The organism is Actinoplanes sp. NPDC051343, assembly GCF_044455125.1.
Lineage (GTDB): Bacteria > Actinomycetota > Actinomycetes > Mycobacteriales > Micromonosporaceae > Actinoplanes.
This window is the reverse complement of the sequence record NZ_JBITEL010000011.1, coordinates 184,301-209,631: the sequence shown is the minus strand read 5'-3', so window position 1 is coordinate 209,631 and position 25,331 is coordinate 184,301. Positions and strand designations below refer to the sequence as shown.

Annotated in this window: 19 protein-coding genes; 12 read left to right on the top strand and 7 right to left on the bottom strand. The window is 70.7% G+C overall.

The annotated features are described in order from the left end of the window. Window positions 1-18: 18 nt before the first annotated feature. Window positions 19-174, bottom strand: a complete 156-nt coding sequence (locus ACIA5C_RS33120) for a hypothetical protein (protein WP_396062026.1) — start codon at window positions 172-174, stop codon at window positions 19-21. Next, window positions 171-1,847: an acyclic terpene utilization AtuA family protein gene (locus tag ACIA5C_RS33115; protein WP_396062024.1), complete on the bottom strand. Its 1,677-nt coding sequence runs from the start codon at window positions 1,845-1,847 to the stop codon at window positions 171-173. The genes ACIA5C_RS33120 and ACIA5C_RS33115 overlap by 4 nt, the downstream gene beginning before the upstream one ends. Window positions 1,848-1,924: 77 nt before the next feature. Here ACIA5C_RS33115 and ACIA5C_RS33110 point away from each other — a divergent pair, with 77 nt between their 5' ends. After that, entirely contained in the window at window positions 1,925-3,073 is a 1,149-nt protein-coding gene (locus tag ACIA5C_RS33110) for an acyl-CoA dehydrogenase family protein (RefSeq protein ID WP_396062022.1), read from the top strand. Window positions 3,074-3,160: 87 nt separating this feature from the next. Here ACIA5C_RS33110 and ACIA5C_RS33105 read toward each other — a convergent pair whose 3' ends face one another. The 3 genes from ACIA5C_RS33105 to ACIA5C_RS33095 form a co-directional block, all read right to left on the bottom strand. Then, window positions 3,161-4,489 carry a hypothetical protein gene (locus ACIA5C_RS33105; RefSeq protein ID WP_396062020.1) on the bottom strand — a complete coding sequence of 443 codons (1,329 nt, stop codon included), beginning with the start codon at window positions 4,487-4,489 and terminating at the stop codon, window positions 3,161-3,163. Window positions 4,490-4,580: 91 nt separating this feature from the next. Next, window positions 4,581-7,319, bottom strand: coding sequence for a BTAD domain-containing putative transcriptional regulator (locus tag ACIA5C_RS33100; RefSeq protein WP_396062018.1), 2,739 nt, complete (start codon window positions 7,317-7,319; stop codon window positions 4,581-4,583). Between the two features lie 67 nt (window positions 7,320-7,386). Beyond that, window positions 7,387-8,370 (bottom strand): LacI family DNA-binding transcriptional regulator, encoded by a 984-nt coding sequence (locus ACIA5C_RS33095; RefSeq protein WP_396062016.1) that lies wholly within the window; start codon window positions 8,368-8,370, stop codon window positions 7,387-7,389. A 55-nt stretch (window positions 8,371-8,425) separates the two neighbouring features. Here ACIA5C_RS33095 and ACIA5C_RS33090 point away from each other — a divergent pair, with 55 nt between their 5' ends. From ACIA5C_RS33090 to ACIA5C_RS33080, 3 genes are all read left to right on the top strand, one after another. Next, window positions 8,426-10,357, top strand: a complete 1,932-nt coding sequence (locus ACIA5C_RS33090; RefSeq protein WP_396062014.1) for a right-handed parallel beta-helix repeat-containing protein — start codon at window positions 8,426-8,428, stop codon at window positions 10,355-10,357. A gap of 222 nt (window positions 10,358-10,579) precedes the next feature. Beyond that, on the top strand, window positions 10,580-11,470 hold the full coding sequence (locus ACIA5C_RS33085) for a hypothetical protein (protein WP_396062012.1): 891 nt from the start codon (window positions 10,580-10,582) through the stop codon (window positions 11,468-11,470). Window positions 11,471-11,621: 151 nt separating this feature from the next. Next, window positions 11,622-13,061, top strand: a complete 1,440-nt coding sequence (locus tag ACIA5C_RS33080) for a nucleoside hydrolase-like domain-containing protein (protein ID WP_396062010.1) — start codon at window positions 11,622-11,624, stop codon at window positions 13,059-13,061. Here the strand turns inward: ACIA5C_RS33080 and ACIA5C_RS33075 are convergent. Then, on the bottom strand, window positions 13,058-14,056 hold the full coding sequence (locus ACIA5C_RS33075) for a sugar-binding transcriptional regulator (RefSeq protein ID WP_396062008.1): 999 nt from the start codon (window positions 14,054-14,056) through the stop codon (window positions 13,058-13,060). The two genes, ACIA5C_RS33080 and ACIA5C_RS33075, sit on opposite strands and share 4 nt — an antisense overlap. A gap of 152 nt (window positions 14,057-14,208) precedes the next feature. Here ACIA5C_RS33075 and ACIA5C_RS33070 point away from each other — a divergent pair, with 152 nt between their 5' ends. The 8 genes from ACIA5C_RS33070 to ACIA5C_RS33035 all read left to right on the top strand — a co-directional run bounded on the left by ACIA5C_RS33070 (window position 14,209) and on the right by ACIA5C_RS33035 (window position 22,915). Beyond that, the gene (locus ACIA5C_RS33070; protein ID WP_396062006.1) at window positions 14,209-14,868 is read left to right on the top strand and encodes a DUF2291 family protein; all 660 of its coding nucleotides are present in this window, start codon (window positions 14,209-14,211) and stop codon (window positions 14,866-14,868) included. Then, window positions 14,868-16,529, top strand: coding sequence for a sugar ABC transporter ATP-binding protein (locus ACIA5C_RS33065; RefSeq protein WP_396062004.1), 1,662 nt, complete (start codon window positions 14,868-14,870; stop codon window positions 16,527-16,529). The genes ACIA5C_RS33070 and ACIA5C_RS33065 overlap by 1 nt, the downstream gene beginning before the upstream one ends. Before the next feature lie 96 nt (window positions 16,530-16,625). Further along, window positions 16,626-17,711, top strand: a complete 1,086-nt coding sequence (locus ACIA5C_RS33060; protein WP_396062002.1) for an ABC transporter permease — start codon at window positions 16,626-16,628, stop codon at window positions 17,709-17,711. Further along, window positions 17,708-18,685, top strand: a complete 978-nt coding sequence (locus tag ACIA5C_RS33055; protein WP_396062000.1) for a D-ribose ABC transporter substrate-binding protein — start codon at window positions 17,708-17,710, stop codon at window positions 18,683-18,685. The genes ACIA5C_RS33060 and ACIA5C_RS33055 overlap by 4 nt, the downstream gene beginning before the upstream one ends. A gap of 25 nt (window positions 18,686-18,710) precedes the next feature. After that, window positions 18,711-19,592: a transketolase gene (locus ACIA5C_RS33050; RefSeq protein ID WP_396061998.1), complete on the top strand. Its 882-nt coding sequence runs from the start codon at window positions 18,711-18,713 to the stop codon at window positions 19,590-19,592. Beyond that, entirely contained in the window at window positions 19,589-20,524 is a 936-nt protein-coding gene (locus ACIA5C_RS33045; RefSeq protein WP_396061996.1) for a transketolase family protein, read from the top strand. The genes ACIA5C_RS33050 and ACIA5C_RS33045 overlap by 4 nt, the downstream gene beginning before the upstream one ends. Then, window positions 20,517-21,935 (top strand): glycerol kinase, encoded by a 1,419-nt coding sequence (locus ACIA5C_RS33040; RefSeq protein ID WP_396061994.1) that lies wholly within the window; start codon window positions 20,517-20,519, stop codon window positions 21,933-21,935. The genes ACIA5C_RS33045 and ACIA5C_RS33040 overlap by 8 nt, the downstream gene beginning before the upstream one ends. Next, complete coding sequence (locus ACIA5C_RS33035; protein ID WP_396061992.1) at window positions 21,935-22,915, top strand: sugar phosphate isomerase/epimerase family protein; 981 nt, start codon at window positions 21,935-21,937, stop codon at window positions 22,913-22,915. Before ACIA5C_RS33040 ends, ACIA5C_RS33035 begins: the two co-directional genes overlap by 1 nt. Here ACIA5C_RS33035 and ACIA5C_RS33030 read toward each other — a convergent pair. After that, complete coding sequence (locus ACIA5C_RS33030; protein ID WP_396061990.1) at window positions 22,912-25,194, bottom strand: glycosyl hydrolase family 95 catalytic domain-containing protein; 2,283 nt, start codon at window positions 25,192-25,194, stop codon at window positions 22,912-22,914. The two genes, ACIA5C_RS33035 and ACIA5C_RS33030, sit on opposite strands and share 4 nt — an antisense overlap. Window positions 25,195-25,331: the final 137 nt, after the last annotated feature.

Here is a 25,331-nt window from a genome sequence, read left to right as displayed (position 1 = left end):
ACATGGACCGCAAAATGGTCATGCTCGCTCCTGGAAGAGGCCGGCGCGCAGCGCGCCACGCCCGCACTGCCCGGCGGAACCGGGCCGGTGCTGGGCGGCCGCGTTGAGGCGGTGATCTGGGGTGTCGGGCGGGACGGTGAGGGTGCTGCGACGGTGGTCGAGGGTGGCGGTCACGCGGTGACCTCCTTGAGCAGCGATTCGGGGATGTCGACCAGCCGGGAGCGCAACCATTCGCCGAGGCCTTTGGCCTGCGGGTCGAAGCGCGCGTTGTAGGCCACGCCCTCGCCGAGCAGCCCGTCGATCACCACGTTGATCGCCCGGAGATTCGGCAGGTAGGTGATGGTGACCGGAAGGCCGACGGCCTCCGGGAGCAGGGCGCGGATCTCGCGCTCGGTGACACTCGCGGCCAACCAGGCGTACGCGTCGTCACCGCGCGTCCACAGTCCCACGTTGGCGCTGCCGCCCTTGTCTCCCGACCGCGCCCCGACGATGGTCCCGAGTGGCACCCGCCGCGCTGGCACGGCGATGCCGGTTTCGTCGGCGACGGGCGTCGGCCGCGGGGCCACGCCGGTCAGCGGTTGGAGGGGCTGAGTCGCCTGCGGCGGGGGGATCGGAAACACCTGCCCGTCGGCGAGAACGGCCTCGTGCGTGACGGCCGGCTGGGGCACGAAGCCGGCTTTGAAGACGCCGTAGGGCTGGGCGCGGCCGGGTGGGGTGGTGGCGAAGAAGCCTGGGTAGGAACCCAGGGCGAGCTCGATCGCCGGGTTGACGAACGCGCGGCCGGCTACACGCTCATCGGGATCGCGGGCCACGACGGTGAGCAGGGCGGACGCTTGGTGTTCGGTCGGGGCGTCGGGGCGGTCGAGCCGGGTCAGAGTCCAGTCCACGGTGGACGGCGCGACCACGGTGGCGGCTTCGAACTGGCGCCGGAACAGTTCCGCCTTGGCGTCGATGTCGAGGCCGGTCAGCACGACCGTCAGCTCGTTGCGGAAACCTGCGACGGCGGTGCGCGAGACCTTGAGGTCGGGGGGAGGGGGCTCACCGCGTACGCCCGAGACCCGGACCCGATCGGGGCCGGCGGCCGAAAGACCGACCGTGTCCAGCCGGGTTGTCACGTCGGGGCCCGCATAGCGGGCGTCGCCGATCTCGTAGACCAGCTGGGCCGTCACCGTGCCGATCGTGACCGCGCCGCCGGTGCCCGGATGTTTGGTGATGACGCTGCTGCCGTCGGGCTCGATCTCGGCCAGCGGGAAGCCGGGGTGCAGCGGGTCGGCGATCTCCCGGAAGAAGGCGTAGTTGCCGCCGGTCGACTGAGTGCCGCACTCCAGCAGATGGCCGGCGACCGTGGCTCCGGCCAGGGCGTCGTAGTCGGTGCGGGACCAGCCGAAGTGGGCGATCGCCGGGCCGACGACCAGCGACGCGTCGGTGACGCGGCCGGTGATCACCACGTCGGCGCCGTGCCGCAGGGCCTCGGCGATGCCGAAAGCGCCCAGGTAGGCGTGCGCGCCAACGCCGAGCTCGTCGCCGCGGACCAGCGCGATGTTGGCTTCGGCGTGGATTGACCGGATGGCTTTGACGAGACCGGCCGGATTGACCCCGCCGGCGTTGCTGACGATCTTGACGTGTTTGGAGAGGGTCAGGGCCAGGCAGTCCTTGAGCTGGGCCAGGAACGTCTTCGCATAACCGGCGTCGGGGTCCCTGTCCCGGTCGCGGCCGAGGATCAGCATGGTCAGCTCGGCCAGGTAGTCGCCGGTGAGCACGTCGAGGTCGCCGCCCTCGAGCATCTCGCGCATGGCGCTCAGGCGGTCGCCGTAGAAGCCCGAGCAGTTGCCGACGCGAAAACTCATGGGGCAAACCCTGGCACGCCTCGGAAAAACAAGCAAGCGCGCTTGTTTCTTGGGCGCCGCGTCGCTAACTTCGACCCATGCGGCTCACCGAGGACCACCGCGCGTTCCGCGACAGCGTTCGCCGATTCGTCGACACCGAGGTCAACCCCCACGTCGACGCCTGGGAGGAGGCCGGGCGGGCACCGCTGCACGATCTCTTCCCCAAGGCGGCCGCGCTCGGCCTGCTCGGCCTCGAATACGACGAGGCCTTCGGTGGCGAGGGCGCCGACCACAGCTTTCAGCTGGTCGCCGCCGAGGAGTACGGGCGGATCCACGCGGGCGGCGTCGGCATGGCGATCGGCGTGCAGGCGATGATGGCCACCCCGTCGCTCCATCAGTACGGCAGTCCAGCTTTGAAAGAAGAGTTTCTCACCCCGGCGATCGCCGGGCGGACGGTTGCCGCGATCGCCGTCACCGAACCGGACACCGGGTCGGATGTCGCCCGGCTGCGCACCCGTGCGGTCCGCGACGGCGACGACTGGGTGATCACCGGCCGCAAGATGTACATCACGAACGGCGCCCAGGCCGACTGGCTGTGCCTGCTCGCCCGCACCTCCGACGAGGGCGGCTACCGCGGCATGTCACAGATCGTCGTGCCGACGTCATCACCCGGGTTCTCGGTCGTGCGCACGCTCGACAAGCTCGGCAACCGCTGCTCCGACACCGCCGAGCTCGAGCTCGATGAGGTGCGGGTGCCGGTGGCCAACACGATCGGCGAGGTCGGCCGCGGCTTCCAGCAGCAGATGCAGCAGTTCGTCGTCGAGCGGGTCTTCGCGGCGTACACGACGGCCGGCCAGTGCCAGCACGCGCTCGACCGCACCCGGGAGTTCATCAAGGACCGGACGGTCTTCGGCCGGCCGCTCGCCGACCGGCAGTACGTGGCGTTCCGGCTGACCGAGCTGCAGGCCGAGGTCGACCTGCTGCGCAGCCACAACCTCCAGACGTGCGAGGCGATCATGGCGGGAGAGGACGTCACCCGGGCCGCCACGGTGGCCAAGCTCAAGGCGGGCCGGCTGATCCGCGAGATCGCCGACTGGTGCCTGCAGTTCCACGGCGGCATGGGCTACCTCGAGGAGTCGTGGACCGCGCGCCTGCTTCGCGACACCCGGCTGACGTCGATCGGGGCCGGCGCCGACGAGGTCATGCTGCAGGTGCTGGCCCGGCTGGACGGCCTGCCCGCGTCGTGACCGGCCCGCGTCGTGACCGGCCCGCGTCGTGACCGGCCCGCCCCGCGAGAGGTGCTGTCAGGGCAGCACCTCTCGCGGGCGTGATCGTCAGTCGCAGCCGGGCGTCCACGGTTTCTTGTCGCAGACCTTCTGACTGGGCCCCGTCGGCGTCTGGGTCGGCGCTACGACCGGGATCGGGATGTTGTTGAGCAGGAGGATCGGGTCGAACGCGGCCTGGCCGAGGCCGCGGGCGATCCAGGCCGAGCGGAGGCGCCGCAGTTCGGGCCAGTCGCCGGCGCCCGGCGCGACGTCGAGTTCGTGGTCCATGATCTGGAAGATCGCGGTCTCGCGGTCGGAGACGGTGTCGGTGGGTTCGGCCGCCGACGGGCCGTCGGTCAGGTCCCAGAGGACCCCGGCCACGTTGCCCTCGATGTAGTCGCCGGCCTCCGGGCACGATGGGTTCTCCAGCCGGCCGGTGGTCGGGGTGCCGTTCCCGGCGGTCAGTCCCGCGCCCGGATCGGCGCGGGCCACCGCCTGCGCGAACCAGTCGGCGAAACCCTCCATCCAGGCGAGTTCCGGGCTGTCGACGATGTCGCCGCCGGGACCGTTGATGACCTCGCCGGCGGGCAGCCTCGCCGAGCAGAGCTGGTGCGACGAGACGATCCAGGGAAGGCTGCCGATCTGCTCTTCCAGGAAGTGCCCGTACTCGTGCAGGGCGTCCAGATCCATCATGACGTCGTTCTCGTTGACGGCGATGGTGTCGACCGGCGCGTTGTACCAGGTACGGGTCCACGTCGTGGGCTGGACGGCGACCCGGGGAACGGGATCGGACTCGGCGGGGTCGCGACGGGCGGCGGCGAAGTCGTAGCCGTGCCGGATGGTCTCGGCGAGGTTGAAGTGCTTGCTGCTCCAGCTGTCGGTGAACGCGTACGAGAAGTCCAGGACGTCGCCGGCCTGCTGCACGGTGCGTTCGATCACCTGGCCGTCCGGCTCGCCCGGCTGCTCTCGGAACGGCTCGGTGTGCGCGTCGTCCGGCCACACGACCGCGGCGTAGTTGGATGCGAAGATCCGCAACGCGTAGATGACGCCGGGCTCGTCGAAGCCGTACCGGGCGGACACCTTACCGTTGGCGTCCGTGGCGATCGTGAAGTCCTTGGCCCAGCCCCAGATCCCGAGGGTGCGTGGCTCGAACCGCCAGACCTCGACCTGAGCGAAGGCGATCGGCCTCGGGCCGCCGGTGTCCTGGTAGGTGAAGGTTCCGGTCACGTCCACGGTGGTCGGCGGCCACACCGGGCCGCCGCCACCACCGCCCTCGCCGTCGCAGATGGGTGGCGGGTTGGCACTCTGGCAGGGCGGCATGGCGGCCGCCGCGGCCGGCGTCAGGAGTGCTGCGGCCGACGCGGCCGCGAGCAGTACGGGCATCAGTCTGAGCTTCATCGTGGTTTCCCCCCGGGAACTGTCGATGGGACGCGCACGATGCTCCCCGGCGGATCCCTCCCGAACCTGTCGGAAACCTCTGATGCGCAGGTCAGCCGAGCTCACGGAGCCGGGCGCGAAGCTGTTCGGCCGCCGGGTCGTCGATCTCGTCGAGGATGGCCACCGCGGCGGACCAGGCCGTCCGGGCCGGCTCGGGCCGACCTGCGTCGATCCGTAGCTCGCCGAGCCGGGTCAGGGTGCCGGCCTCGCCCGGCCGGTCGCCGAGTTCGCGGTAGACGACGAGGGCGCGGGCGTACGACTCCTCGGCCCGCTCGTGGTCGCCGCGGTGGTGTTCCAGGTAGCCGAGGCTGTCCCAGGTGGCCGCCTCGCCGGCCCGGTTGCCGAGCGCCCGGTGCAGCTCGAGCGCGCGCCGGCAGTGTCCGAGGTCGGGCCGGCCGTCGAGGGCCCGGTACCAGCCGAGCGTGTTGTACGCGAAAGCCACGCCGACCCGGTAGCCGGCCGCCTCGTACAGCGCCAGCGCCCGGTCGGCATCCTCGATCGCCAGGTTGTAGCGGTGCTCGCGCTCGTTGAGGACCCCGAGGTAGCTGTGCGCCCGCGCCTGGCCGACGAGGTCACCGCTCTGCTCGCCGAAGCGCAACCCCTCGCCCAGGTAGGCGCGGGCCTCATCGGGCCGGCCGGAGCGCGCACACGCGTACCCGAGAAGCCGGCAGCAGACCGCCTCGGCCTCCGGATCGCCGAGCCGCCGGGCCGACGCCAGCGCGATCCGCTGGGTGTCCTCCCAGTCCTGCCAGTGGCCCTGACGATCGAAGTACTCGACCGGGCACCACGCGATCTGCCAGGCGTGCCGGTCGGCCGATGCGGCGGCGGCCGCTGCGATGACCTCGGTCAGCACGGCTCGTTCCCGGCGGAACCAGGCCAGTGCCTCGTCGCGAGCGGCGAAGGACTCGACCAGCACGCCGTCCGCGGTCGGGTCGAGGGCGATCGCCGCGCGGTGCGGCGAGAGCATCCGGGCGGCCGCGTACGCCGTGTGCAGGTAGTGGTCGAACATCCGGCGCCGGGCGTCCTCGTCGTCCGCGGCCTGCTGCTCGGCGTAGGCGCGCAGCAGATCGTGCAGGGCGTACCGGCCCGGGACGCGGCTGCCGTCGATCATGTTGTTGCGCGTGAGCTCGGTCAGCAGCCGGCGCACCTCGGCCATCGGCAGGCCGGCCAGGCTCGCCGCGGCGGCGACCGACATCTCGGGGCCTGGATGCATGCCGAACAGGCGGAACAGGCGGGCCGCGCCGGGCGTCAGCGCACGGTACGACCAGGACAGCACGGCCCGTACGTCGGTGCTCGGGTCGTCGGTCGCGAGCGCGTCCAGCCGCTGCCGCGAGTCGCTGAGCTCGGACGCCAGGTCGGCCGTGGACAGCCGCGGGTTGGTCGCGGCGCGCGCTGCGACCACGGCGAGGGCGAGCGGCAGGCCGGCGCAGTAGCGGATGAGGTCGTCGGTCGCGCCCGGGTCGGCGGCGGCCCGCTGCGGCCCGATCCGGTCGACGATCAGGTGGTACGAGTCGGCGCGGCTCATCAAGCCGATGACCAGCGGCTGGGCGCCGTCGGCCACGACCAGCCCGGTCAGCTCGTTGCGGCTGGTGATCAGGACGACCGCGTAGGCGGTGCCCGGCAGCAGCGGGCGTACCTGGTCGGCGTCGCGGGCGTTGTCGAGCATCACCAGCATCCGCCGGCCGGTCGTCAGCGAACGGTAGAGGGCCTGCTGCGCTTCGGGTGTACGCGGTATGCGCGGGGCCGGGACGCCCAGCCCGTCGAGCAGGTGGTGCAGTGCCTCGGACGAGCTCAACGCCGCACCGCCCGGGTCGAAGCCCCGCAGGTTGAGGTACAGCTGCCCGTCCGGGTAGTCGTCGGCGACCTGGCGCGCCCAGAACACGGCGAGCGACGTCTTGCCCACGCCGGCCGTTCCGGACAGGGCGGATATCACCACCGTGGCCTGCCGGTCGCCGTCGAGTTCGACGAGGGCGTCGAGCGCGGCGAGTTCGGCGGCGCGACCGCTGAACGGGCGCGGTGCCGGCAGCTGACGCGGCACGGGCGCCGTACGGCGGGGCATGTCCAGCCCCGGGTCGGCGGTGAGGATCCGCTGGTGCAGCCGCTGGAGCGCCGGACCGGGGCCGGCACCCAGTTCGTCCGCGAGCAGGCGGCGCAGGGTCTCGTAGTGCACGAGCGCGTCGGCCTGCCGCCCGCAGCGGTAGAGGGCCAGCAGGTATTGCTCGGCCACGCGTTCGTCCAGCGGTTCGGTGGCGGCCGCGGCGCGGAGGAAGGCCAGCGTCTCCCCGGCCCGGCCGAGCGACAACAGGGCGTCCGCTCGGTCCAGCCCGGCCGCCCGCCGCTCGGCCTCCCACTGCTCGCGTACCTGATCGAACCACGGCGTGTCGAGCTCGCCGAACGGCCGGCCACGCCACAGGGCGAGCGCCTCGTCGAGGAGGGCTACCGGCGCGGTCCCGGCGTTCCGAGCTTCGTCGACCAGCTGCCGGAAGCGGAAGATGTCCACCAGGGACGGCTCGATGGACAGTTGATAGCCGCCGGCCCGCCGGACGATCCGAAGGTCGTCGCACCCGGCCACGGCTCGGCGAAGCCGCGAGAGGTAGTTGTAGAGGGCGCCCTCGGCGCGTACCGGCGGCTGCTCCGCCCACAGCCGGCTGACCAGGGCGGCGACCGGAACCGGGCGACCGGCCTCAACGGCGAGCACAGCCAGGACCGCGCGTTGCCGGGCATGGCCGAGTTCGACCTCCCGCCCGCCGACGTGGAGTTCGACATCACCCAGCACCCGCAACTGTGTCACCGCCCCGGATTGTCCGCCGGCCGCTTCCGGGCTACCAGGGACGAGTCGTGACGGCGACCGAAATCGGCTAGGCGGGGCAGCCGCAGCTGTGCCGGACCGTGAGCTCGACCGGAAACCGGCGGTGCTCGGCCGGGCTCCGGGGGTCGGCGATGCGGTTGAGCAGCAGGTCGACTGCGGCGACGCCCAGGTCGTACATTGGCTGGCGCACGCTGGTGAGCGTCGGTTGCGAGATCAGACCGGCCGCGAGGCCGTCGAAGCCGGTCACTATGACGTCCTCGGGGACGCGGATGCCCCTGCCTCGCAGCTCCGTGAGGAGGTCCAGTGCATCGGCGTCGGTCCGGCAGACGTACGCGTCGGGGCGGTCCGCGTCGTCGAGCGCCGGGAGGGCGGCCTGCTCGAGCACGTCACGGAAGGCGGCGAAGCGGGCCCGGTAGTCGGCCGTGTCGGGCGCGCCTACGAAGGTCGCCGAGCGGATGTGGTGGACCTCCACCAGGTGGCGCACGAGGTCGGTCATGCCCTGCCGGTTGTCGACGGTGATGCTGTTGAGGTGCGGGTCGGCGGCGCCCTCGGTGACCGACACGACGGGGATGCGCTCGGCGACGCGCATCAGCGTCTCGGGGCTCAGCATGCGTGGCAGCAGAACCAGGCCGTCGACCCGGCCGGCGATGTCGACCGCGGTGGTGTCGACGTCGGTGGCGTCGCCGTCGCCGACCATGATCGCGTAGCCGTGCCGCCAGGCCGCCCGCTCGATGCCGTACTGCACCTCGTGGACCCAGCGCGGGAAGTGGCGCAGACCGGCGTTGACCTCGTCGAACGGGCCTGGCGGCGGGGTGCTGCCGTCCCAGAAGATCAGGCCGAACGACTTCGTGCGCCCGACGGCCAGCCCGCGGGCGCTGGCGCTCGGGACGTAGCCGAGGGCCCGGGCGGCCGCGAGAACCGCCTCGCGTGTCGCGGGCCGCACCCGTGACGGCCGGCTGAAGGTGAACGAGACCGTGGCGATCGAGACGCCGGCCGCCTGGGCGACGTCGTAGACGGTCGGTGACCTGGCCAACGCTCTCCTCCCGAAAGCTTACATTCTAAGCGCTTAGATTCTAGAGTCCGAAGGCATGACCAGTGTTTTTCATGTCGCCACGACCGGCTCCGACTCCTCCTCCGGCGATCAGGCCGCCCCGTTCCGCACCATCAACCGCGCGGCCGCCGTCGCTCAGCCGGGAGACACGGTGGTGGTCCACGCCGGCGAGTACCGGGAGTGGGTCAAGCCGCGGCACGGCGGGCTGAGCGACACGCGCCGGATCACCTACCAGGCCGCCGAAGGCGAGCACGTGGTCATCAAGGGCTCGGAGCGGATCACCGGCTGGGTCAGCGACGGCGGCACGGTCTGGAAGGCAGTCGTCGGCAACGCGCTCTTCGGCGACTTCAACCCGTACGCCGAGGAAGTGTGGGGCGACTGGGTGGTCCGCCCGATGAGCGGCATCCACCTGGGCGAGGTCTACCTGAACGGCCGCAGCTTCTACGAGGTGGGCAGCCGCGACGAGGTCGGCAACCCGGCCGAACGGACCACCGTGGTCGACGACCGGACCGGCACGACCGTCGGCGTCCACGACGTCGAGCAGACCCGGTACGTCTGGCACGCGGAGGTCGAGGAGGAGAGCACGACGATCTGGGCGAACTTCCAGGGCGCGGACCCCAACACCGAGACCACCGAGATCAACGTACGCCGCTCGGTGTTCTACCCGACCGAACACCACCTCGACTACATCACCGTCCGCGGCTTCGAACTCGCGCAAGCCGCCTGCCCCTGGACCCCGCCGACGGCCGACCAGCCCGCTCTGATCGGACCCAACTGGGCCAAGGGCTGGATCATCGAGGACAACCTCATCCACGACGCCAAATGCTCCGCCGTCTCGCTCGGCAAGGAGGCGTCGACCGGCGACAACTTCGCGGCCCACCGCGGCGACAAGCCCGGCTACCAGTACCAGCTCGAGTCGGTGTTCGCGGCCCGGCAGATCGGCTGGGACCGTGAGCACATCGGCTCACACGTTGTGCGCCGCAACACCATCTACGACTGCGGACAGAACGCCATCGTCGGCCACCTGGGCTGCGTGTTCTCCACTATCGAGGACAACCACATCTACAACATCGCCGTCAAACGCGAGTTCTACGGCCACGAGATCGCCGGCATCAAGCTGCACGCCGCGATCGACGTCGTCATCCGCCATAACCGCATCCACGACACCACGCTCGGCATCTGGCTCGACTGGCAGACCCAGGGCACCCGGGTGTCGCGGAACCTCATCTACGGCAACAACCGCGACATCTACGTCGAGGTCAGCCACGGCCCCTACCTGCTCGAGCACAACGTGTTCGGCTCACCGGCCTCGATCGAGCTGATGAGCCAGGGCGGTGCGTTCGTCAGCAACCTGGTCTGCGGAACGCTGGTCGTCGTGCCGGTGCCGGAACGCCCGACGCCCTACCACCGGCCGCACAGCACGCAGGTCGCCGGCTACGCGGCGATTCATGCCGGCGACGACCGCTACGTCGGGAACGTCTTTCTGGGCGGTGACATCGCTTCGGCGTACGGGCCGGGCTCGCGCGACGGAGAAGCGGCGGGCTATGGCACGGCCTTCTACAACGGGCACACGACGTCGCTGGCGGACTTCATCGCGCGGGCCGGCGATCCCGCCCTGGGCGACCACAACCGGTTCGAGGACGTGAAGCAGCCGGTCTACATCCGCGACAACGTCTACGGGCCGGGCGCCACCCCGTTCGAGGGCGAGCAGGGTGCGGTCCGGGCCGACGTGACCGCCTCGATCGTCGACGAGGGCGAGCACGTCTACCTTTCGACGAGCGGCTTCGACGCGGTCCGCATCGCGGCCGTCTCCGGCCGCGACCTGCCGCCGACCCGCATCGTCGACGCCGAGTTCGAGGAGCCCGACGGCACCCCGGCGATCCTCGACGTCGACCTCGTCGGCGTCCGCAAGACCGAGGGCCCGGCCGGCCCGCTCGCCCAGCCGGGTGAGCGGGTCCAGGTCTGGTAGTCGGATCTCGTCAGGTCGGGGCCGCCGCGGCCGATGCGGCGGCCCGTGACCGTGCAGCGCCGCCGCTTGATCGTCCTGCTTGCCGTAACTGTGACCGTGACGGCGGCTGCGGTCGCCGTCACGGTCACCCGGCGCAAGCGGACCGGCGTGGCAGGGCCGGGGCGACCGGCGGCTCCACCGGGACCGACGGCTCCCCGGGAACCGGCGACGCCGCACCGGCTGGTGCGCTGGCCGTTCCTGGCCGCGCTGGCCGTCGCCGTCGGCCTGTGGGTGGTGCTCGGCCTGATGGGCAAGCTCGGCGCCCACCGCGAAACGCCGCTTGCCGTCTCGGTAGCCGCCGCCGGGTTGCTTGCCGCGCGAGGGTTCTGGCGCAAGGGCGCCATTCCGCAGACAAGCACCCCGGTCGAACCCGGTAAGCCCAGAGCCGAAGAACCCGGCGTGCCCAGAGCCGAAGAACCCGGCGTGCCCAGAGCCGAAGAGGCCGGTGAGCCCACAGCCCAGGAAGCCGGTCAGCCCAGAGCTGAGGAACCGGTCCACCGACGGGGGAGGGCGACGTATCCGTGGCTCCGCTCCGTGTCCGCGCTGGCCGGCATAGCCGGGATCCTGATCGCTCTGGTCGTCGTGGCGCAGGGGACGCTCGAGCGCAAGCGGACCGAGCGCCTCGACCGGGCGTTGGCGGCAAACCGGCGTACGGTCGACATGCCGGAGATCAATGTGCGGGCCTTCGCGGACGCCTTCGGTGATCTCTCGCCCATGGTCGGGCCGGTTGCGCTCGGCACTCCCCTCAACGTTTCCGGGGACTTCGGGTTCGCGGCGCAGCTGCTTGTCGTGCGCGGTAGCGACGCGGGCGTGAGCTCCTTTGTGGTCCAGCTGCGTAACGTGGGAACGATGCCGTTCGACGGCTCGCTGGCGACCGATGTATGGCTGGAATCCCGCGAGCGCGACCCAGTGGGTCCCTCCCGGATGCGGCCGGACGTGGCGTCCATGCTCGGCCCGGGTGCGGAGGTCGATCAAATCCTCGATTTTCTGCCGCTCGGCGTGCCCACCAACCTCTACATCACTCTCCACCTCGGCCGCTATTACCCGACCGCGGAGTGGACTGTGACGGACTGATGAAGAACGAAATCTTGACGCCATCGATCGGGGCGCATTAGATGCCGAGTGAAGTTCCATTCAAGAGTGAATAGACATTCACACGCGAAGGGGTTCACATGGCATCTCTTCCCCGACGCTCGGGCTGACGGCCGCGCTCGCCGGCTGCGCGGTGCTCGCGGTCGCGGTCCCGGCGGCGGCAAGTGACAAGGCGGCGGCAAACGACAGGCAAGGGAAGCCGCGCACGGTCGTCACGACCGACATGGAGCAGGACGACTACGCCTCCCTGATCCGCTACCTGCTCTACACCGACGACCTGGACACCGAGGGCATCGTCTACACCGCCAGCCGCTTCCACTGGGCGGGCGACGGCAAGGGCACCGAGTTCTTCCTGCCGGGCCGCGAATACCCGACGCCGCAGACGTCGTGGCGCTGGACCGGCACGCGGACCATCCAGAATCAGGCGCTCGCCGCGTACGCCCGGGTCTATCCGAACCTGCGCCGTCAGGATCCGGCCTATCCGAAGCCGGCCGACCTGTTGACGACGGTCAAGGTCGGCAACGTCGACTTCGAGGGCGAGATGTCGCACGACACCGCCGGCTCGAACCTGATCCGCGACCTGCTGCTCGACCACGACCCGCGGCCGGTCTATCTGCAGGCCTGGGGTGGCACCAACACGATCGCCCGCGCGCTCAAGTCGATCGAGGAGCGTTATCCGCACGACGCCCGGATCAAGGCACGGGTGAGCCGGAAGGCGGTCATCCTGGCCAGCGGTTTCCAGGACGAGACCTACGCGAACTACATCGCCCCGAACTGGCCCGCGCTCAAGGTCGAGCAGTTGTCGGCCGGCTACGCCACCTGGGGCTACAACTGCAACGCCGGCAAGGGGAACACGCGCGGCCTGCCCGCCGACCACGTCTACTTCACCGGCGACTGGATCAAGAAGAACATCCAGATCGGACCGTACGGGAAGCTCTACCGCTCCTGGCTGGACGGCCAGTCGATGCCCGGTGACCCGCTCGACATCTTCGGCGACCCGGCGAAGGCTCCCGGCGGCTGGTGCAAGCCGCTCGGCCCCTACGACTTCCTGTCCGAGGGTGACAACGTCGCGTTCAACCCACTGCTGAACACCGGCCTGCAGAATCCCGCCGATCCGGCGCTGGGCGGCTGGGGCGGACAGGCCACCCAGACCACCGCCTCGCCCGACCTGTGGACGATGGTCACCGATCCGAACACGACGCTACGCTGGGCGGGCGCGGCCCAGAACGACTTCGCGGCCCGCATGAGCTGGACGCTGACCGGCGACTACCGCAAGGTCAACCACGCGCCGAGCGTCAAGATCGTGCAGGGCGACTACCTGGGGGTAAGGCCGGGCGCGTCGGTCACGCTTTCTTCCCGTACGCATGATCCAGACGGTGATCGTGTGTCCACGACCTGGTGGCAGTACCGCGAGGAGGGCACCTATCCCGGCGCCGTCGCGATCGCCGGGTCCACCGTCGAGATTCCGGCCGACGCGCAACGCGGCCAGACCATCTCGATCATCCTGCAGGGCACCGACGACGGGCAGTTCCCGCTCACCCGCTACGACCGTATGAGGCTGATGGTGAGCTAATCCCGGACCAGCTCGGCGGCGGTGGCCTGATCGGTGATCAGCACGTTCAGCCATCCGCCGCCGAGTGCGGCGCGGATCGCCTTCCACTTGCGTTCCCCGCCGGCGACACCGACCCGGCGGGGAACCTTCTTGAGCGTCTCGGCGCTGATGCCGAGCACCCGGTCGTCCAGCCCGGAGTCGACGTGCTGCCCGTGGGCGTCGAAGAAGCGCATGCACACGTCGCCGATCGCGCCCAGCTCGCGCAGCCGCTGCTCCTCCTCGTCGGCGATCGCGTTGCCGCTCTGGCGCAGCAGCGTCGACGGTTCGAGGCTGCCGACGCCGACCAGCGCGACCGTCAGGTCCTGCCAGGCCTCGATGACCGCGGCGATCGAGGGTTCGCGGACGAGCGCGTCGCGCATCTCGGCGTTGGCGACCAGGCCGGGCGCGACCAGGTAGACCGCCTCGGCCCGGGTGTGCCGGGCGAGCCCGCCGGTGAGCCGGGTGGCCTGGCTCTGGGCGGCGCTCGTGCCGACGCCGCCGAGGATCTGCACGACCCGCTCGGCGGCCAGGCTCGGAGCCGGGTGCATGGCGTCGACGGTGGCGAGCAGGGTGGCGCTCCACGACGAGATGCCGACCCGGTCGCTCCGGGCCAGGGTGGTCTCGAGGTAGATCGCGGCGGCCGCGGCGATCGCCTGGGTCACCGAGTATTCGTCGGCCTGGCCGTCGCTGTCGGCGACCACCACCTCGGCCAGCCCGTACCGCTGCTCGACCGCCTCCTCGAGCTCCGAGTGCACGCCGCGCGGGGTGATCACCACCGTGCGGACGATTCCCGCCGCGACCGCCTGCTTGAGCAGCCGGGAGACCCGGGGCTGCGAGATGTGCAGATGCTCGGCGATCTGCGGCTGGCGCAGCCCGCGCTCGTGGTACATCCGGGCGACCTTGGTCAGCAGCCGGATGTGATCGGAAGCGGCCGAGTACGGATCCGCTCCCGCGTTCGCGTCGAGCCTCGGGCTCACGGCGCCTCCTCCACTTTCGTCAACGAAGCGTAGCCGGGCCGACCCTCCCGGCCGGAGAGCCGGTGGGGCGAATACGAGCACCCCGTTGACAACGCCGACATCAGGAGTTCACAGTACTTGCATGTCCAGTCGCCAATGAATGGATATTCACCATGATGTTGAGCACTCGTCTCCGGGCCGCCGTCGGCCTGGTGCTCCTGCTCTCGCTCGCCGCCTGCGCCAAGGTGCCGGGGGTCTACTCCTACGAGAGCGACAAGTCCGGGTCCGCGGCCGGGGGAGCCAAGGCGTTCGACGCCAAGACCTACGTCGACGGCGTCTGGGCCAGCAAGATCGTGCCGACCGTGCAGAGCAAGGCGGTCGACGTCACGACGGTCGCGGCGGCGATCGCGCAGGACCCGGAGGCGGCCGGCAAGCAGTACGGGCACCAGGCCGGCACCGGCAGCCCGTTCGCCTATCTGGTCAAGGGCACCGGCACGGTCACCAAGGTCGACACGTCGGTGCCGACCGGGCCGATGACCGTCGAGGTGCCGCGGACCGGCGGCAAGCCGCTCGCGGTCACCATCGCGACCGGGCCGGTCATCGCCGGCACGGCGCTGCGGGACGGCGTCGGCTTCATCGCCTTCGGCGACTTCACCAACCAGATCGCGTACGCCGATGTGGCCAACAAACTCAACGACCGCGCCAAGACCGACGTGATCGCGCACGTCGACCTCAAGACGATCACCGGTAGGAAGGTCACGTTCGCCGGGGCGTTCTCCGCACTGGCGCCCGGGACGATCTTCCTGGTGCCGGCCTCGCTCGAGGTCTCGTGATGGAGATCCTCGAAGCGCACCACGTGGCCAAGAACTACGGCGGGGTGCGTGCGCTCAAGGACGTGACGTTCACGGCCTACCGCGGCAAGGTGAACGTACTGGTCGGCGAGAACGGCGCCGGCAAGTCGACGCTCATGAAGATCCTGTCCGGGTCGGAGCAGCCGACCAGCGGCGAGATCCTGCTCGACGGGTCGCCGGTGGTGCTGGGGAGCCCGCGCGACGCCCAGGCGCTCGGCATCGGGATCATCCACCAGGAGCTGTCGCTCTTTCCCAACCTGTCGATCGCGCAGAACATGTTCGCCGGCCGGGAGCTGCGCCGGGGCGGCCGCTTCGTCGACGACCGCTCGCAGAAGCGCCGCACCCGCGAGGTCATGCGGCGCCTCGGCCAGAACCTCGACCCGGACACGCTCGTCGGTGACCTGCCGATCGGGCAGCAGCAGCTGGTCGAGATCGGGCGGGCACTGCTCACCGACGTCCGGGTGCTGATCATGGACGAGCCGACCTCGGCACTCTCCAACCACGAGGTCGACGTGCTGTTCGACGTGATGGCCGACCTGCGGTCGCAGGACGTCACGGTCATCTACATCTCGCACAAGCTCGACGAGTTCCGGCGCATCGGCGACTGGGTGACGGTCTTCCGCGACGGCAACCTGGTCGCCCACGAGTCGATGAGCAGAACCGACACCGCGTGGATCGTGCGGCAGATGGTCGGGCGCGATCCCAGCACTCTCTATACCCACAACACCGCGCCGCTGGGCGACACGCTTCTCGAGGTACGCGGGCTGACCGCACCCGGACCGGTGCGGCCGCTGGTCGACGACGTCTCGCTCGCGGTCCGGGCGGGCGAGGTGGTCGGCATCTACGGGCTGATGGGCGCCGGGCGCACCGAACTGGTCGAGTGCCTGATAGGCGTGCGCCGGGCCGCTTCGGGCCAGGTGCTGATCAAGGGTGTCGCCGAGCCGAAGGGCACCGTGCAGGCGCGGCTGGCGGCCGGGCTCGCGCTGGTGCCGGAGGACCGGCAGCGCGACGGGCTGGTCCCGACCATGTCGGTGCGCGACAACATTCTGATCGCGACCATCGGCCGGTTCACCCGCGGCGGCCTGCTCGGCGGGGACCGCGAGCGCCGCACGGCCGCCGCCCAGGTCGACGAGCTGGCGATCAGGAGCCCCGGGCTGGCCGCCGCGGTCACCGCCCTCTCCGGCGGCAACCAGCAGAAGGTCGTGCTGGCCCGCGCCCTGCTCACATCGCCGGTGGTGTTGCTGCTCGACGAGCCGACCCGCGGCATCGACGTCGGCGCCAAGGCTCAGATCGCCGACCTGATGGCGAGGCTCGCCGCCGAGGGATACGGGGTCCTGTTCATCTCGTCCGAACTGGCCGAGGTCCTGGCGATGGCCGACCGCGTGCTGGTAATGGCCCGCGGCCGGCTGACCGCCGAGTTCAGCCGGGCCGAGGCCACCGAGGAAGCCCTCGTGCGCGCCTCGGCCTCGGACAGCGTCCTGGCCGCCGTCTCAGCGCCGTCGGCATCCCCGGCACCTGCGGCTCCCGACGGTCTTTCGGCGGGTGCGGCGCCTTCTGCTCCCGACGGTCCTTCCGCGGGTGCGGCGCCTGCTCCTGACGGTCCGTCCGCATCTTCCACCGCTCCTTCCGGCCCGGAGGCATAGCTCGCCATGGTTGATCGCACCGCGCGGCATCGGGCCGCGGACAATGACCCGGGCTCGGCGCCGGGCGGCCCGGATGAATCGGGCCCTCAGGACGCTGTGCCTGGGACGGCGGGGGCCGGCACGGCGTACGAAAAAACCGGGAACCCGGACCGGAAAGCAAAGCTTTCCCGCGCCGCTCTTCTGTTGCTGCGGGGCCGGACGCTGGTCGTGCTGATCCTGCTGGTGATCTTCTTCAGCGCGATCTCGTCGGAGTATCTGACGCAGAGCAACCTGATCCTGATGACCAAGCACGTGGCGATCAACGCGATCCTCGCGATCGGTGTCACCTTCGTCATCCTGACCGGCGGCATCGACCTGTCGGTCGGCTCGATCGCCGGGCTCGCCAGCATGATCGCCGGTGGGCTGCTCTTCAAGGGCCTGCACGTCGGCGGTGGCACGATCTTCTTCTCGGTCGCCGTCGTGATCGTCGTCGGGATCGTGGTCGGCGCCCTGGTCGGTGCCGTCAACGGGCTGCTGGTCACCCGGTTCCGGGTGGCACCGTTCATCGCCACCCTCGGCATGCTCTACGTCGCCCGCGGCGCCGCCCAGCTGCTCAGCAACGGCGGCACCTTCCCGGACCTGGCCGGCACGAAAGCGCGCGGCAACACCGGATTCCACTGGATCGGCGTGGACAGCCTGCTCGGCATCCCGGTCGCGGTCTGGATCATGGTGGTGGTCGCGGCCGGGGCGATCGTGCTGACCACCCGCACGCCGTTCGGCCGCCGCGTCTTCGCGGTCGGCGGCAACGAACGCGCGGCCACCCTGGCCGGCATCCGGGTCAACCGGGTCAAGATCGCCGTGTACGTGCTCTCCGGATGCTGCGCCGCCCTCGCCGGCCTGCTGCTCACCTCGGAACTCGGCGCGGCCTACCCCGACACCGCCACCACCTACGAACTGAACGCGATCGCGGCGGCCGTACTCGGGGGCACGGCGCTCAGCGGCGGCCGGGGGACCGTCGTCGGCACCGTGATGGGCGCGTTCGTCATCGGATTCCTCAGCGACGGGCTCGTGCTCGTCGGGGTCTCCACCTTCTGGCAGTCGGTGGTCAAGGGCGCCGTCATCGTCCTCGCCGTCATCACCGAGCAGGCCCAGCAGCGCCTGCAGTCCGGCCTCACCTCCCTTCAGAAAGGCGCTTCTTCATGAGATTCCGTCCCCTCGTTCCGATTGTCGTCGTCGCCCTCGCCCTCACCGCCTGCGGGAACAAATCGGACGACTCCTCGTCGTCGTCCGCCGCCACCCCGGCCGCCTCCAAGCTGATCGTGATCATCACGCCGTCGCCGGACAACGTCTTCTTCAAGGCCGAGCAGGACGCGTCGGCGGCCGAGGCCAAGAAGCTCGGCTACGACACGCTGGTGCTCAGCCACGACGACGACCCGACCAAGCAGAGCCAGGAGATCGACACCGCGATCTCCCGCAAGGCCGCCGCGATCATCCTCGACAACGCGGGCGCCGACTCCTCGGAGGCCGCGATCCAGCGCGCCAAGGACGCCAAGATCCCGACGTTCCTGATCGACCGTGAGATCAACAAGACCGGGATCGCGGTCGCCCAGATCGTCTCCAACAACGCACAGGGCGCCGGCCTGGGCGGGAGCGAGTTCGCCAAGCTGATGGGCAACAAGGGCAAATACGCCGAACTCACCGGCAAGGCCACCGACACCAACGCGGGCGTCCGGTCGCAGGGCTACCACGGCATCCTCGATCAGTTCCCGGACCTGAAGATGGTCGCCCAGCAGAGCGCGAACTGGGACCAGGCCGAGGCGCTGAGCAAGACCCAGACGATCCTGCAGGCCCACCCCGACATCAAGGGCATCATCGCCGGCAACGACACGATGGCGCTCGGGGCGTACGCGGCGGTGCAGGCCGGCAGCCACAAGAACATCATCGTCGTCGGCTTCGACGGCAGCCCGGACGTCGTCAGCTCGATCCTCAAGGACGGCATCAAGGCGACCGTCCTGCAGCCCGCCAGCAAGATCTCCGAGATGGCGGTCGACCAGGCCGACGCGTACCTGAAGGCCGGCGGCAAGGCGTCGCAGCCGGAGAAGCAGTCGGTGGACTGCGTGCTGGTCAACGCGGACAACGCCAAACAGGTCACGAACTTCGCCGTCAGCGGTTCCTGAACCCCTCCTTGTGGAAAGGACGCACATGCTGGTCCCCGACCCCGAGGCCGTAGCGGCCTGGCAGCAGTTCCGCCAGGAGTTCGCCGGCGCTTCGCCTGACCGCCGCCGCGAGATGCTGCGGACCCGGGCCAACCGGTCCCGCAGCACCGACCTGGCGATGATCGGCCGGGCCGGTCTCGGCCACGTGGGCGGGGACATGTCCGTCCTGGACATCCTCACCACGCTGTTCTTCGCGGTGCTGCGGGTCGACCCGGCGAGGCCGGACTGGCCCGACCGCGATCGGCTGATCCTCAGCAAGGGGCATACCGCCGGGGCGTTGTACACGACCCTGGCCGCGGCGGGCTTCTTCGGCACCTCGTCGCTGGACACCTTCGCCGGGACGCTCTCGGAGCTCAACGGGCATCCCAACCGCACCAAGGTTCCCGGGGTCGAGACCAACACCGGACCTCTCGGCCACGGGCTTCCGGTCGGTGTCGGCATGGCGGTCGGGGCGCGCCTCGCGGGCTCGGCGCGCCAGGTGTACGTCGTACTGGGCGACGGAGAACTGCAGGAGGGCAGCAACTGGGAGGCGGCGATGACCGCCGGGCACCGCCGCCTGTCCAACCTGACCGCGGTCGTCGACCGGAACCGTCTGCAGCAGGGCGCCCGCACCGAGGACACGGTGTCCCTGGACCCGCTCGACGCCAAGTGGCGGGCGTTCGGCTGGGACGTCGTCAGCCTCGACGGCCACGATCATCTGGCCCTGCTCGATGCCTTCACGGCGCCGCGTGGCGACCGGCCGACCTGCGTCATCGCGGACACGATCAAGGGGAAGGGGATCTCCTTCATGGAGAACCGGGTCGAGTGGCATCACAAGGTGCCGACGGCGGAGCAGATCGTCCTGGGCAGCGCGGAGCTGGCTCGATGACCGATGTCTTCGACTGCCGGGTCGCCTTCGCCGAGGAACTCACCGCGCTCGCCCGCGCCGACGAGCGGATCGTGGCCGTCTGCAACGACTCGGTCGGGTCGAGCAACCTGGTCGCCTTCGCCGCCGAGTTCCCGGACCGGATGATCAACGTCGGGATCGCCGAGCAGGACATGGTCGGCGTCGGGGCGGGGCTGGCGCTCAGCGGGTACATCCCGTTCGTCTGCGGGGCGGCACCGTTTCTGACCGGGCGGGCCCTCGAGCAGATCAAGGCGGACGTCGCCTACAGCCACGCCCCGGTCGTCCTGTGCGGGATGAGCCCCGGCATGGCGTACGGCGAACTCGGCCCGACCCACCACTCGATCGAGGATCTGTCCTGGCTGCGGGCCATCGCCGGGCTCGGGATCGTGGTGCCGGCCGACCCCGCCGAGACCCGCGCGGCCGTACGCTGGGCCGCGGGGGCCGCCACCCCGGTCTTCCTGCGGGTGGGCCGGTTCAAGGTGCCCGAGGTGACCGACTCGTTCACCTTCGGCCGGGCCGGGCTGCTGCGCTCCGGGAGTGACGTGACCGTGGTGGCCACCGGGACGATGGTCTCGCGTGCGCTCCAGGCGGCCGACGAGGCCGCGGCGGAAGGGGTGTCCGTGCGGGTGCTGAACATGTCGACGATCGCGCCCCTCGACCATGCGGCGATCCTCGCGGCGGCCCGGGAGACGGGAGCGATCGTCACCGCGGAGGAGGCGACGTTGACCGGCGGCCTCGGCGCGGCGGTCGCCTCGGTCGTGGTCTCCTCGGACTCTCTCGTGCCGATGCGCATGCTCGGCGTGCCGCGCGAGTTCGCCCCCACCGGCAGCACGGCCTTCCTCCTGGAGCACTTCGGCCTCACCGCGACCGACATCCGCGCCGCGGCCGTCTCGCTGGCCCGCGCCCATGCCTGACCGGTACGTCCTCGCGGTCGACCAGGGCACCAGCGCGACCAAATGTCTGCTGGTCTCGTCGTCGGGTGCGGTCGTGCGGTCGGCCGGCGCGCCGGTCCCGATCCGCTACCCGCGGCCGGGCTGGGTCGAGCAGGACGCCGGCGAGATCCTGGCGAGCGTCCGGCGCGCCGCCGCCGGCTGTCTCGACGGCCTCGACCCGGCCGCGGTCGTCGCGGTCGGGTTGAGCACCCAGCGGGAGTCGGCCGTGGTGTGGGACCGCCGCACCGGCGCGCCGGCCGGCCCGGTGCTGGGCTGGCAGGACCGGCGGGCACACACCGTCTGCGACGGGCTGCGCGAGAAGGGGTACGCCGACCGGATCCTTCAGATCAGTGGACTGCCGCTCGACCCGATGTTCAGCGCGGCCAAGGTGCGGTGGCTGCTCGACCGTACGCCGGACGCGGTGGCCGGCACCGTCGACGCGTGGCTGCTTCACGCGCTCACCGGCGCCCACCGCATCGAGCTGGGCAACGCGTCCCGCACGCAGCTGCTCGACGTGGCCACGGGAACCTGGAGCGCCGAACTGCTCGACCTGTTCGGCGTACCGGCCGGTGCGCTGCCCGAGCTGATTCCGTCCGCGGGCGACCTCGGCCGGATCGGCCCGGCCGGCGGGGTCCTCGCCGGCCGGCCGGTCACCGCCGTCCTCGGCGACTCACACGCCGCGCTCCTCGCGCACGGCCCGCGCGCCGCCGGCGGCGTGAAGGTCACCTACGGCACCGGCTCGTCGGTGATGCGGCTGACCGGCGGCGAACCCCTCGACCCGCGGGTCTGCCGCACGATCGCCTGGGCGGACCCGGCCGTGCGGCACGCCGCCGAAGGCAACATCCGCTCCAGCGGCTCGACCGTCGCCTGGGTGGCCGACCTGCTGGGCACCGACCCGGACCGGATCGCCGCCCTGGCCGTCGAGGCGGGCAGCGACGGAGTTCACCTGGTCCCGGCGTTCGGCGGCCTGGCCGCCCCCTGGTGGGACGACACCGCCACCGGGACGATCACCGGGCTCACGCTCGGCACCCGCGCCCCGCATCTCGCCCGGGCCGCCGTCGAGTCGATCGCCCATCAGGTCGCGGACGTCGTCGAGGCGATGGGCAGCGGCGGGTGCCTGCTGGCGGACGGCGGAGCGGCCGCCAACGACCACCTCATGCAGATCCAGGCCGACCTGCTCGGCGTACCCGTCAAGCGGGCCCGCACCGGGAACCTTTCCGCCCTCGGCGCCGCCCACCTGGCCGGCCGGGCGGCCGGCCTCTGGCCGGACGCCGGACCGCCCACCGCCGTCGACTACGACGACTTCCGGCCCGGCCCCTCGTCCGATGCGGCCTCCCGACGAGCCGCCTGGCGGGACGCCGTCCACCGCACGCTGCAGAAGAAGGAGATGTGATGACCGAGTACCCGCGCTTCGGCGCCGGCCTCTGGCACTTCGCCACCTACGTCGACCGGTACGCGACCGACGGCTACGGTCCCGCCCGCACCACCCTGGAGGCGATCGAGCTGGCCGGGCAGGTCGAGGACCTGTCGGTGGTGGACCTCAACTACCCGTTCACGCCCGGGGTGGGCCTGAGCGAGGTCAAGGACGCGCTGGCGGCGCAGGGGTTGACGGCGATCGGGATCACGCCCGAGATCTACCTGCGCAAGTTCAGCCGGGGCGCGTTCACCAACCCGGACCCGTCGGCCCGCAAGGCCGCGCTCGACCTGATGCACGAGGCGGCCGGGATCGTTCGCGAGCTCGGCGCCCAGTACGTGAAGATCTGGCCCGGGCAGGACGGGTGGGACTACCCGTTCCAGGTCGACCATCGCACGCTGTGGAAGCTGGCGGTGGACGGCATGCGCGAGCTGGCCGGGGCGCACCCGGATCTGAAGTTCGCGATCGAGTACAAGCCGCGCGAGCCCCGGGTGAAGATGACCTGGGACTCGGCCGCGCGGTCGCTGCTCGGCATCCAGGAGATCGGGCTCGACAACGTCGGCATCCTGCTCGACTTCGGGCACAGCCTCTACGGCGGCGAATCGCCCGCCGACGCGGCCCAGCTGATCATCGATCACGGCCGGCTGTACGGCATGGACGTCAACGACAACCTGCGCGGCTGGGACGACGACCTGGTCGTGGGCACCGTGCACCTGACCGAGATCTTCGAGTTCTTTCACGTGCTGCGCAAGAACAACTGGGACGGCGTGTGGCAACTCGACCAGTTCCCGTTCCGCGAGGACAGCGTCGACGCCGCCCGCACGTCGATCGAAATCCTGAAGCGGATCTACCGTGCCCTCGACCGGCTCGACGAGACGGCGCTGGCCGAGGCGCAGGAACGGCAGGATGCGATGGCCGCCCAGCGCGTCGTCCAGGCGGCCCTCTTCGGCGATCTCTAGGGGCGTACGGTCACCGCCTCACCCGGCTTCAGCGTGATCGTGCGGCTCCACGCACCGGCCCTCAGGACGGTGCTGGTGCCGCCGACGCTGTGGACGGTCGCGCTGGTGACCTTGCCGTCCTTCCAGGCCACGTCGACCTTGAAGCCGCCGCGGGCACCGATGCCGGTCACCCTGCCCTCGGCCGCCCATGCCGCCGGCAGCGCCGGCAGCAGTTCGATGACGCCCGGCCGCGAGTAGAGCACCATCTCCAGCCCCGCGGTCGTACCGCCCAGGTTCGCGTCGATCTGGAAGATCGTGTAGCTGCCCTGGCTGTACATGTCGAAGAAGTTGGCCGACGTCCCGTTGCCGTTGCTGATCGACGGCCGCAGCACGGTGAGGAACAGCTTGTACGCCCGGTCCGCGTCCTTCAGCCGGCTCCAGCACAGCGACCGCCACGCGCACGCCCACCCGAAACTGTCGTCACCGCGGGCGGTCAGCAGCGCGCGCACCCCTGCGAGCAGTGCGGACGGGCTGGTGTCGGCCGCGATCCGGTCGCCCGGGAAGAAGCCGATCAGCGGCGACAGGTGCCGGTGGGTGACCTCGCCGAGGTTGTCCGGGCTCATCCACTCCTCGAGCCAGCCGCTGGCCGGGCTGACCTTCGGCAGGTACAGCTTCTCCTGGAGCTTCTTGACATCGGCCGCGAAGGAAGCGTCGACGCCGAGCGTCGCCGACGCGACGCCGATCTCGCGGAACAGCTCCCACGCCAGCTCCTGGGCGTACGTGATGCCCTTCGCGTCCTGCGGCCCGTGCTCGGGTGACCAGTCGTTGTCGTCGACCAGCACGTCCCGGCCGTCCACGGTCATCGGGATCAGCCGGGACTGCCAGAACTCGGCCGCACCCTTCAGCACCGGGTAGATCTTCTGCAGGTACGCCCGGTCGAGCGTGTACTCGTAGTGCCGCCAGAGCGTGGCCGACAGCCAGGCGTTGCCGGCCGGGTGCCACCACCAGCCGCTGCCGCCGTCGATGTTGGTCGAGAAGGCGACCGCCCAACCGGCAATCTTGCCGCTGCTGTTGCGGAACCGGTTGCGCGAGTCGTTGAACAGCCGCCCGGTCACGTCGGTCCACGACGGCAGCTGGGCGACGCAGTAGTCGGCCAGCGCCTCCGCGCACTCGTCGAGGTTGCCCGGCCCGGTCGGCCAGTAGTTCATCTCGAGGTTGATGTCGGTGTGGTAGTCGCTGAACCAGTCCGGCGAATTGTTGTGCACCCACTTGCCCTGCAGGTTCATCGGCAGCGTGTCCCGCGACCCGGTGATCGTCAGGTACCGGCCGAACTGGATGTACGCGGCCTCCAGCTCCGGGTCCGGGGTGCTCGTGTCGGTGTAGCGCACGGCCAGCCGCGACCACGAGTCGAGGCCGCGCTGCAGGGAACTCGACTGCCCCAGGTGGATCGACATGCGGTGGTACAGGCGCTGGTAGTCGGCGACGTGGTCTTTTCTCAGGTGGTCGGCGCTCTTCGTCGTCGCGGCGTTCTTCTTCGCGGTGGCAAGCGGATCGGTTCCCCGGGCGTGGTAGTCGGTGCCCGCGCTCACGATGATCAGCAGCTCGCGGCAGCCGCTGAAGCTGAGCCCGTCGACGCGGCCGCCGGTGCCTTTGAGCGCGACGGTCGCGGCGTACTTCCGGCCGTTGCTGAGCGTGCCGGTCAGGTCGGCGCCGTTCGTCGTCTCCCCGTGCGTGCCCTCGCCGTGCGTCCCTTCGAGCGTGACCGAACCGCTGTAGCTTCCGCCACCGGACTGCGTCAGCCGCAGCACCACGATGTCGTCGGGGTGGCTGGCGTAGACCTCGCGGCGGAACTCCACCTTGCCGACCTGGTAGGACGCGCTGACCACGCCGGTGCTCAGGTCGACCTGGCGCCGATAGCCGGTCACCTCGGCGTGGGCGGGGATCTTGATGCCCACCTTGGCGAGCAGGCCGTAGCTGCCGAAGTGCGTGCCCTCGTACGGGAACTGGCCGTCGTCCTGCAAAGTGTCGTTGCGGTCGCCGGTCCAGAACGAGCCGTCCGTGACGTACAGGAAGTCGGCGGCCGGATCGCCGCCGGTCAGACCGCCCAGGCGGCCGTTGCCGACCGGAAGTCCCTCCTGGATGATCCGGGCCTCGGCGGCCGGCGTCTTGTACCAGAGGACGTCCGCCTGCTGTTCATGGCCGGCGGCGGTGGCCACGGGGCGCGCGTTGCTGACGGCCAGCCCGGCGCCGGCCGCGCCGGTCATGCGAAGGAAGTCCCGACGGGACGGTTCGAGGGACACGACTGACACCCATCTATCGAACGGAGACGGCAGTCTTCGCAAAATAGGAGAAGTGTTTCGTCGATGTCAACGGATACATCCTATGTTTACGCCCTCTTGGCCGCCGGCTCGGCGGTCGGAGCGACTGGTAGCGGCGC

Bases quoted from the DNA above. Each gene is read 5' to 3' on its own strand.
- ACIA5C_RS33115 (WP_396062024.1), bottom strand. From the start codon at position 1,847: ATGAGTTTTCGCGTCGGCAACTGCTCGGGCTTCTACGGCGACCGCCTG.
- ACIA5C_RS33110 (WP_396062022.1), top strand. From the start codon at position 1,925: ATGCGGCTCACCGAGGACCACCGCGCGTTCCGCGACAGCGTTCGCCGA.
- ACIA5C_RS33105 (WP_396062020.1), bottom strand. From the start codon at position 4,489: ATGAAGCTCAGACTGATGCCCGTACTGCTCGCGGCCGCGTCGGCCGCA.
- ACIA5C_RS33090 (WP_396062014.1), top strand. From the start codon at position 8,426: ATGACCAGTGTTTTTCATGTCGCCACGACCGGCTCCGACTCCTCCTCC.
- ACIA5C_RS33070 (WP_396062006.1), top strand. From the start codon at position 14,209: ATGATGTTGAGCACTCGTCTCCGGGCCGCCGTCGGCCTGGTGCTCCTG.
- ACIA5C_RS33065 (WP_396062004.1), top strand. From the start codon at position 14,868: ATGGAGATCCTCGAAGCGCACCACGTGGCCAAGAACTACGGCGGGGTG.
- ACIA5C_RS33055 (WP_396062000.1), top strand. From the start codon at position 17,708: ATGAGATTCCGTCCCCTCGTTCCGATTGTCGTCGTCGCCCTCGCCCTC.
- ACIA5C_RS33050 (WP_396061998.1), top strand. From the start codon at position 18,711: ATGCTGGTCCCCGACCCCGAGGCCGTAGCGGCCTGGCAGCAGTTCCGC.
- ACIA5C_RS33045 (WP_396061996.1), top strand. From the start codon at position 19,589: ATGACCGATGTCTTCGACTGCCGGGTCGCCTTCGCCGAGGAACTCACC.
- ACIA5C_RS33040 (WP_396061994.1), top strand. From the start codon at position 20,517: ATGCCTGACCGGTACGTCCTCGCGGTCGACCAGGGCACCAGCGCGACC.
- ACIA5C_RS33035 (WP_396061992.1), top strand. From the start codon at position 21,935: ATGACCGAGTACCCGCGCTTCGGCGCCGGCCTCTGGCACTTCGCCACC.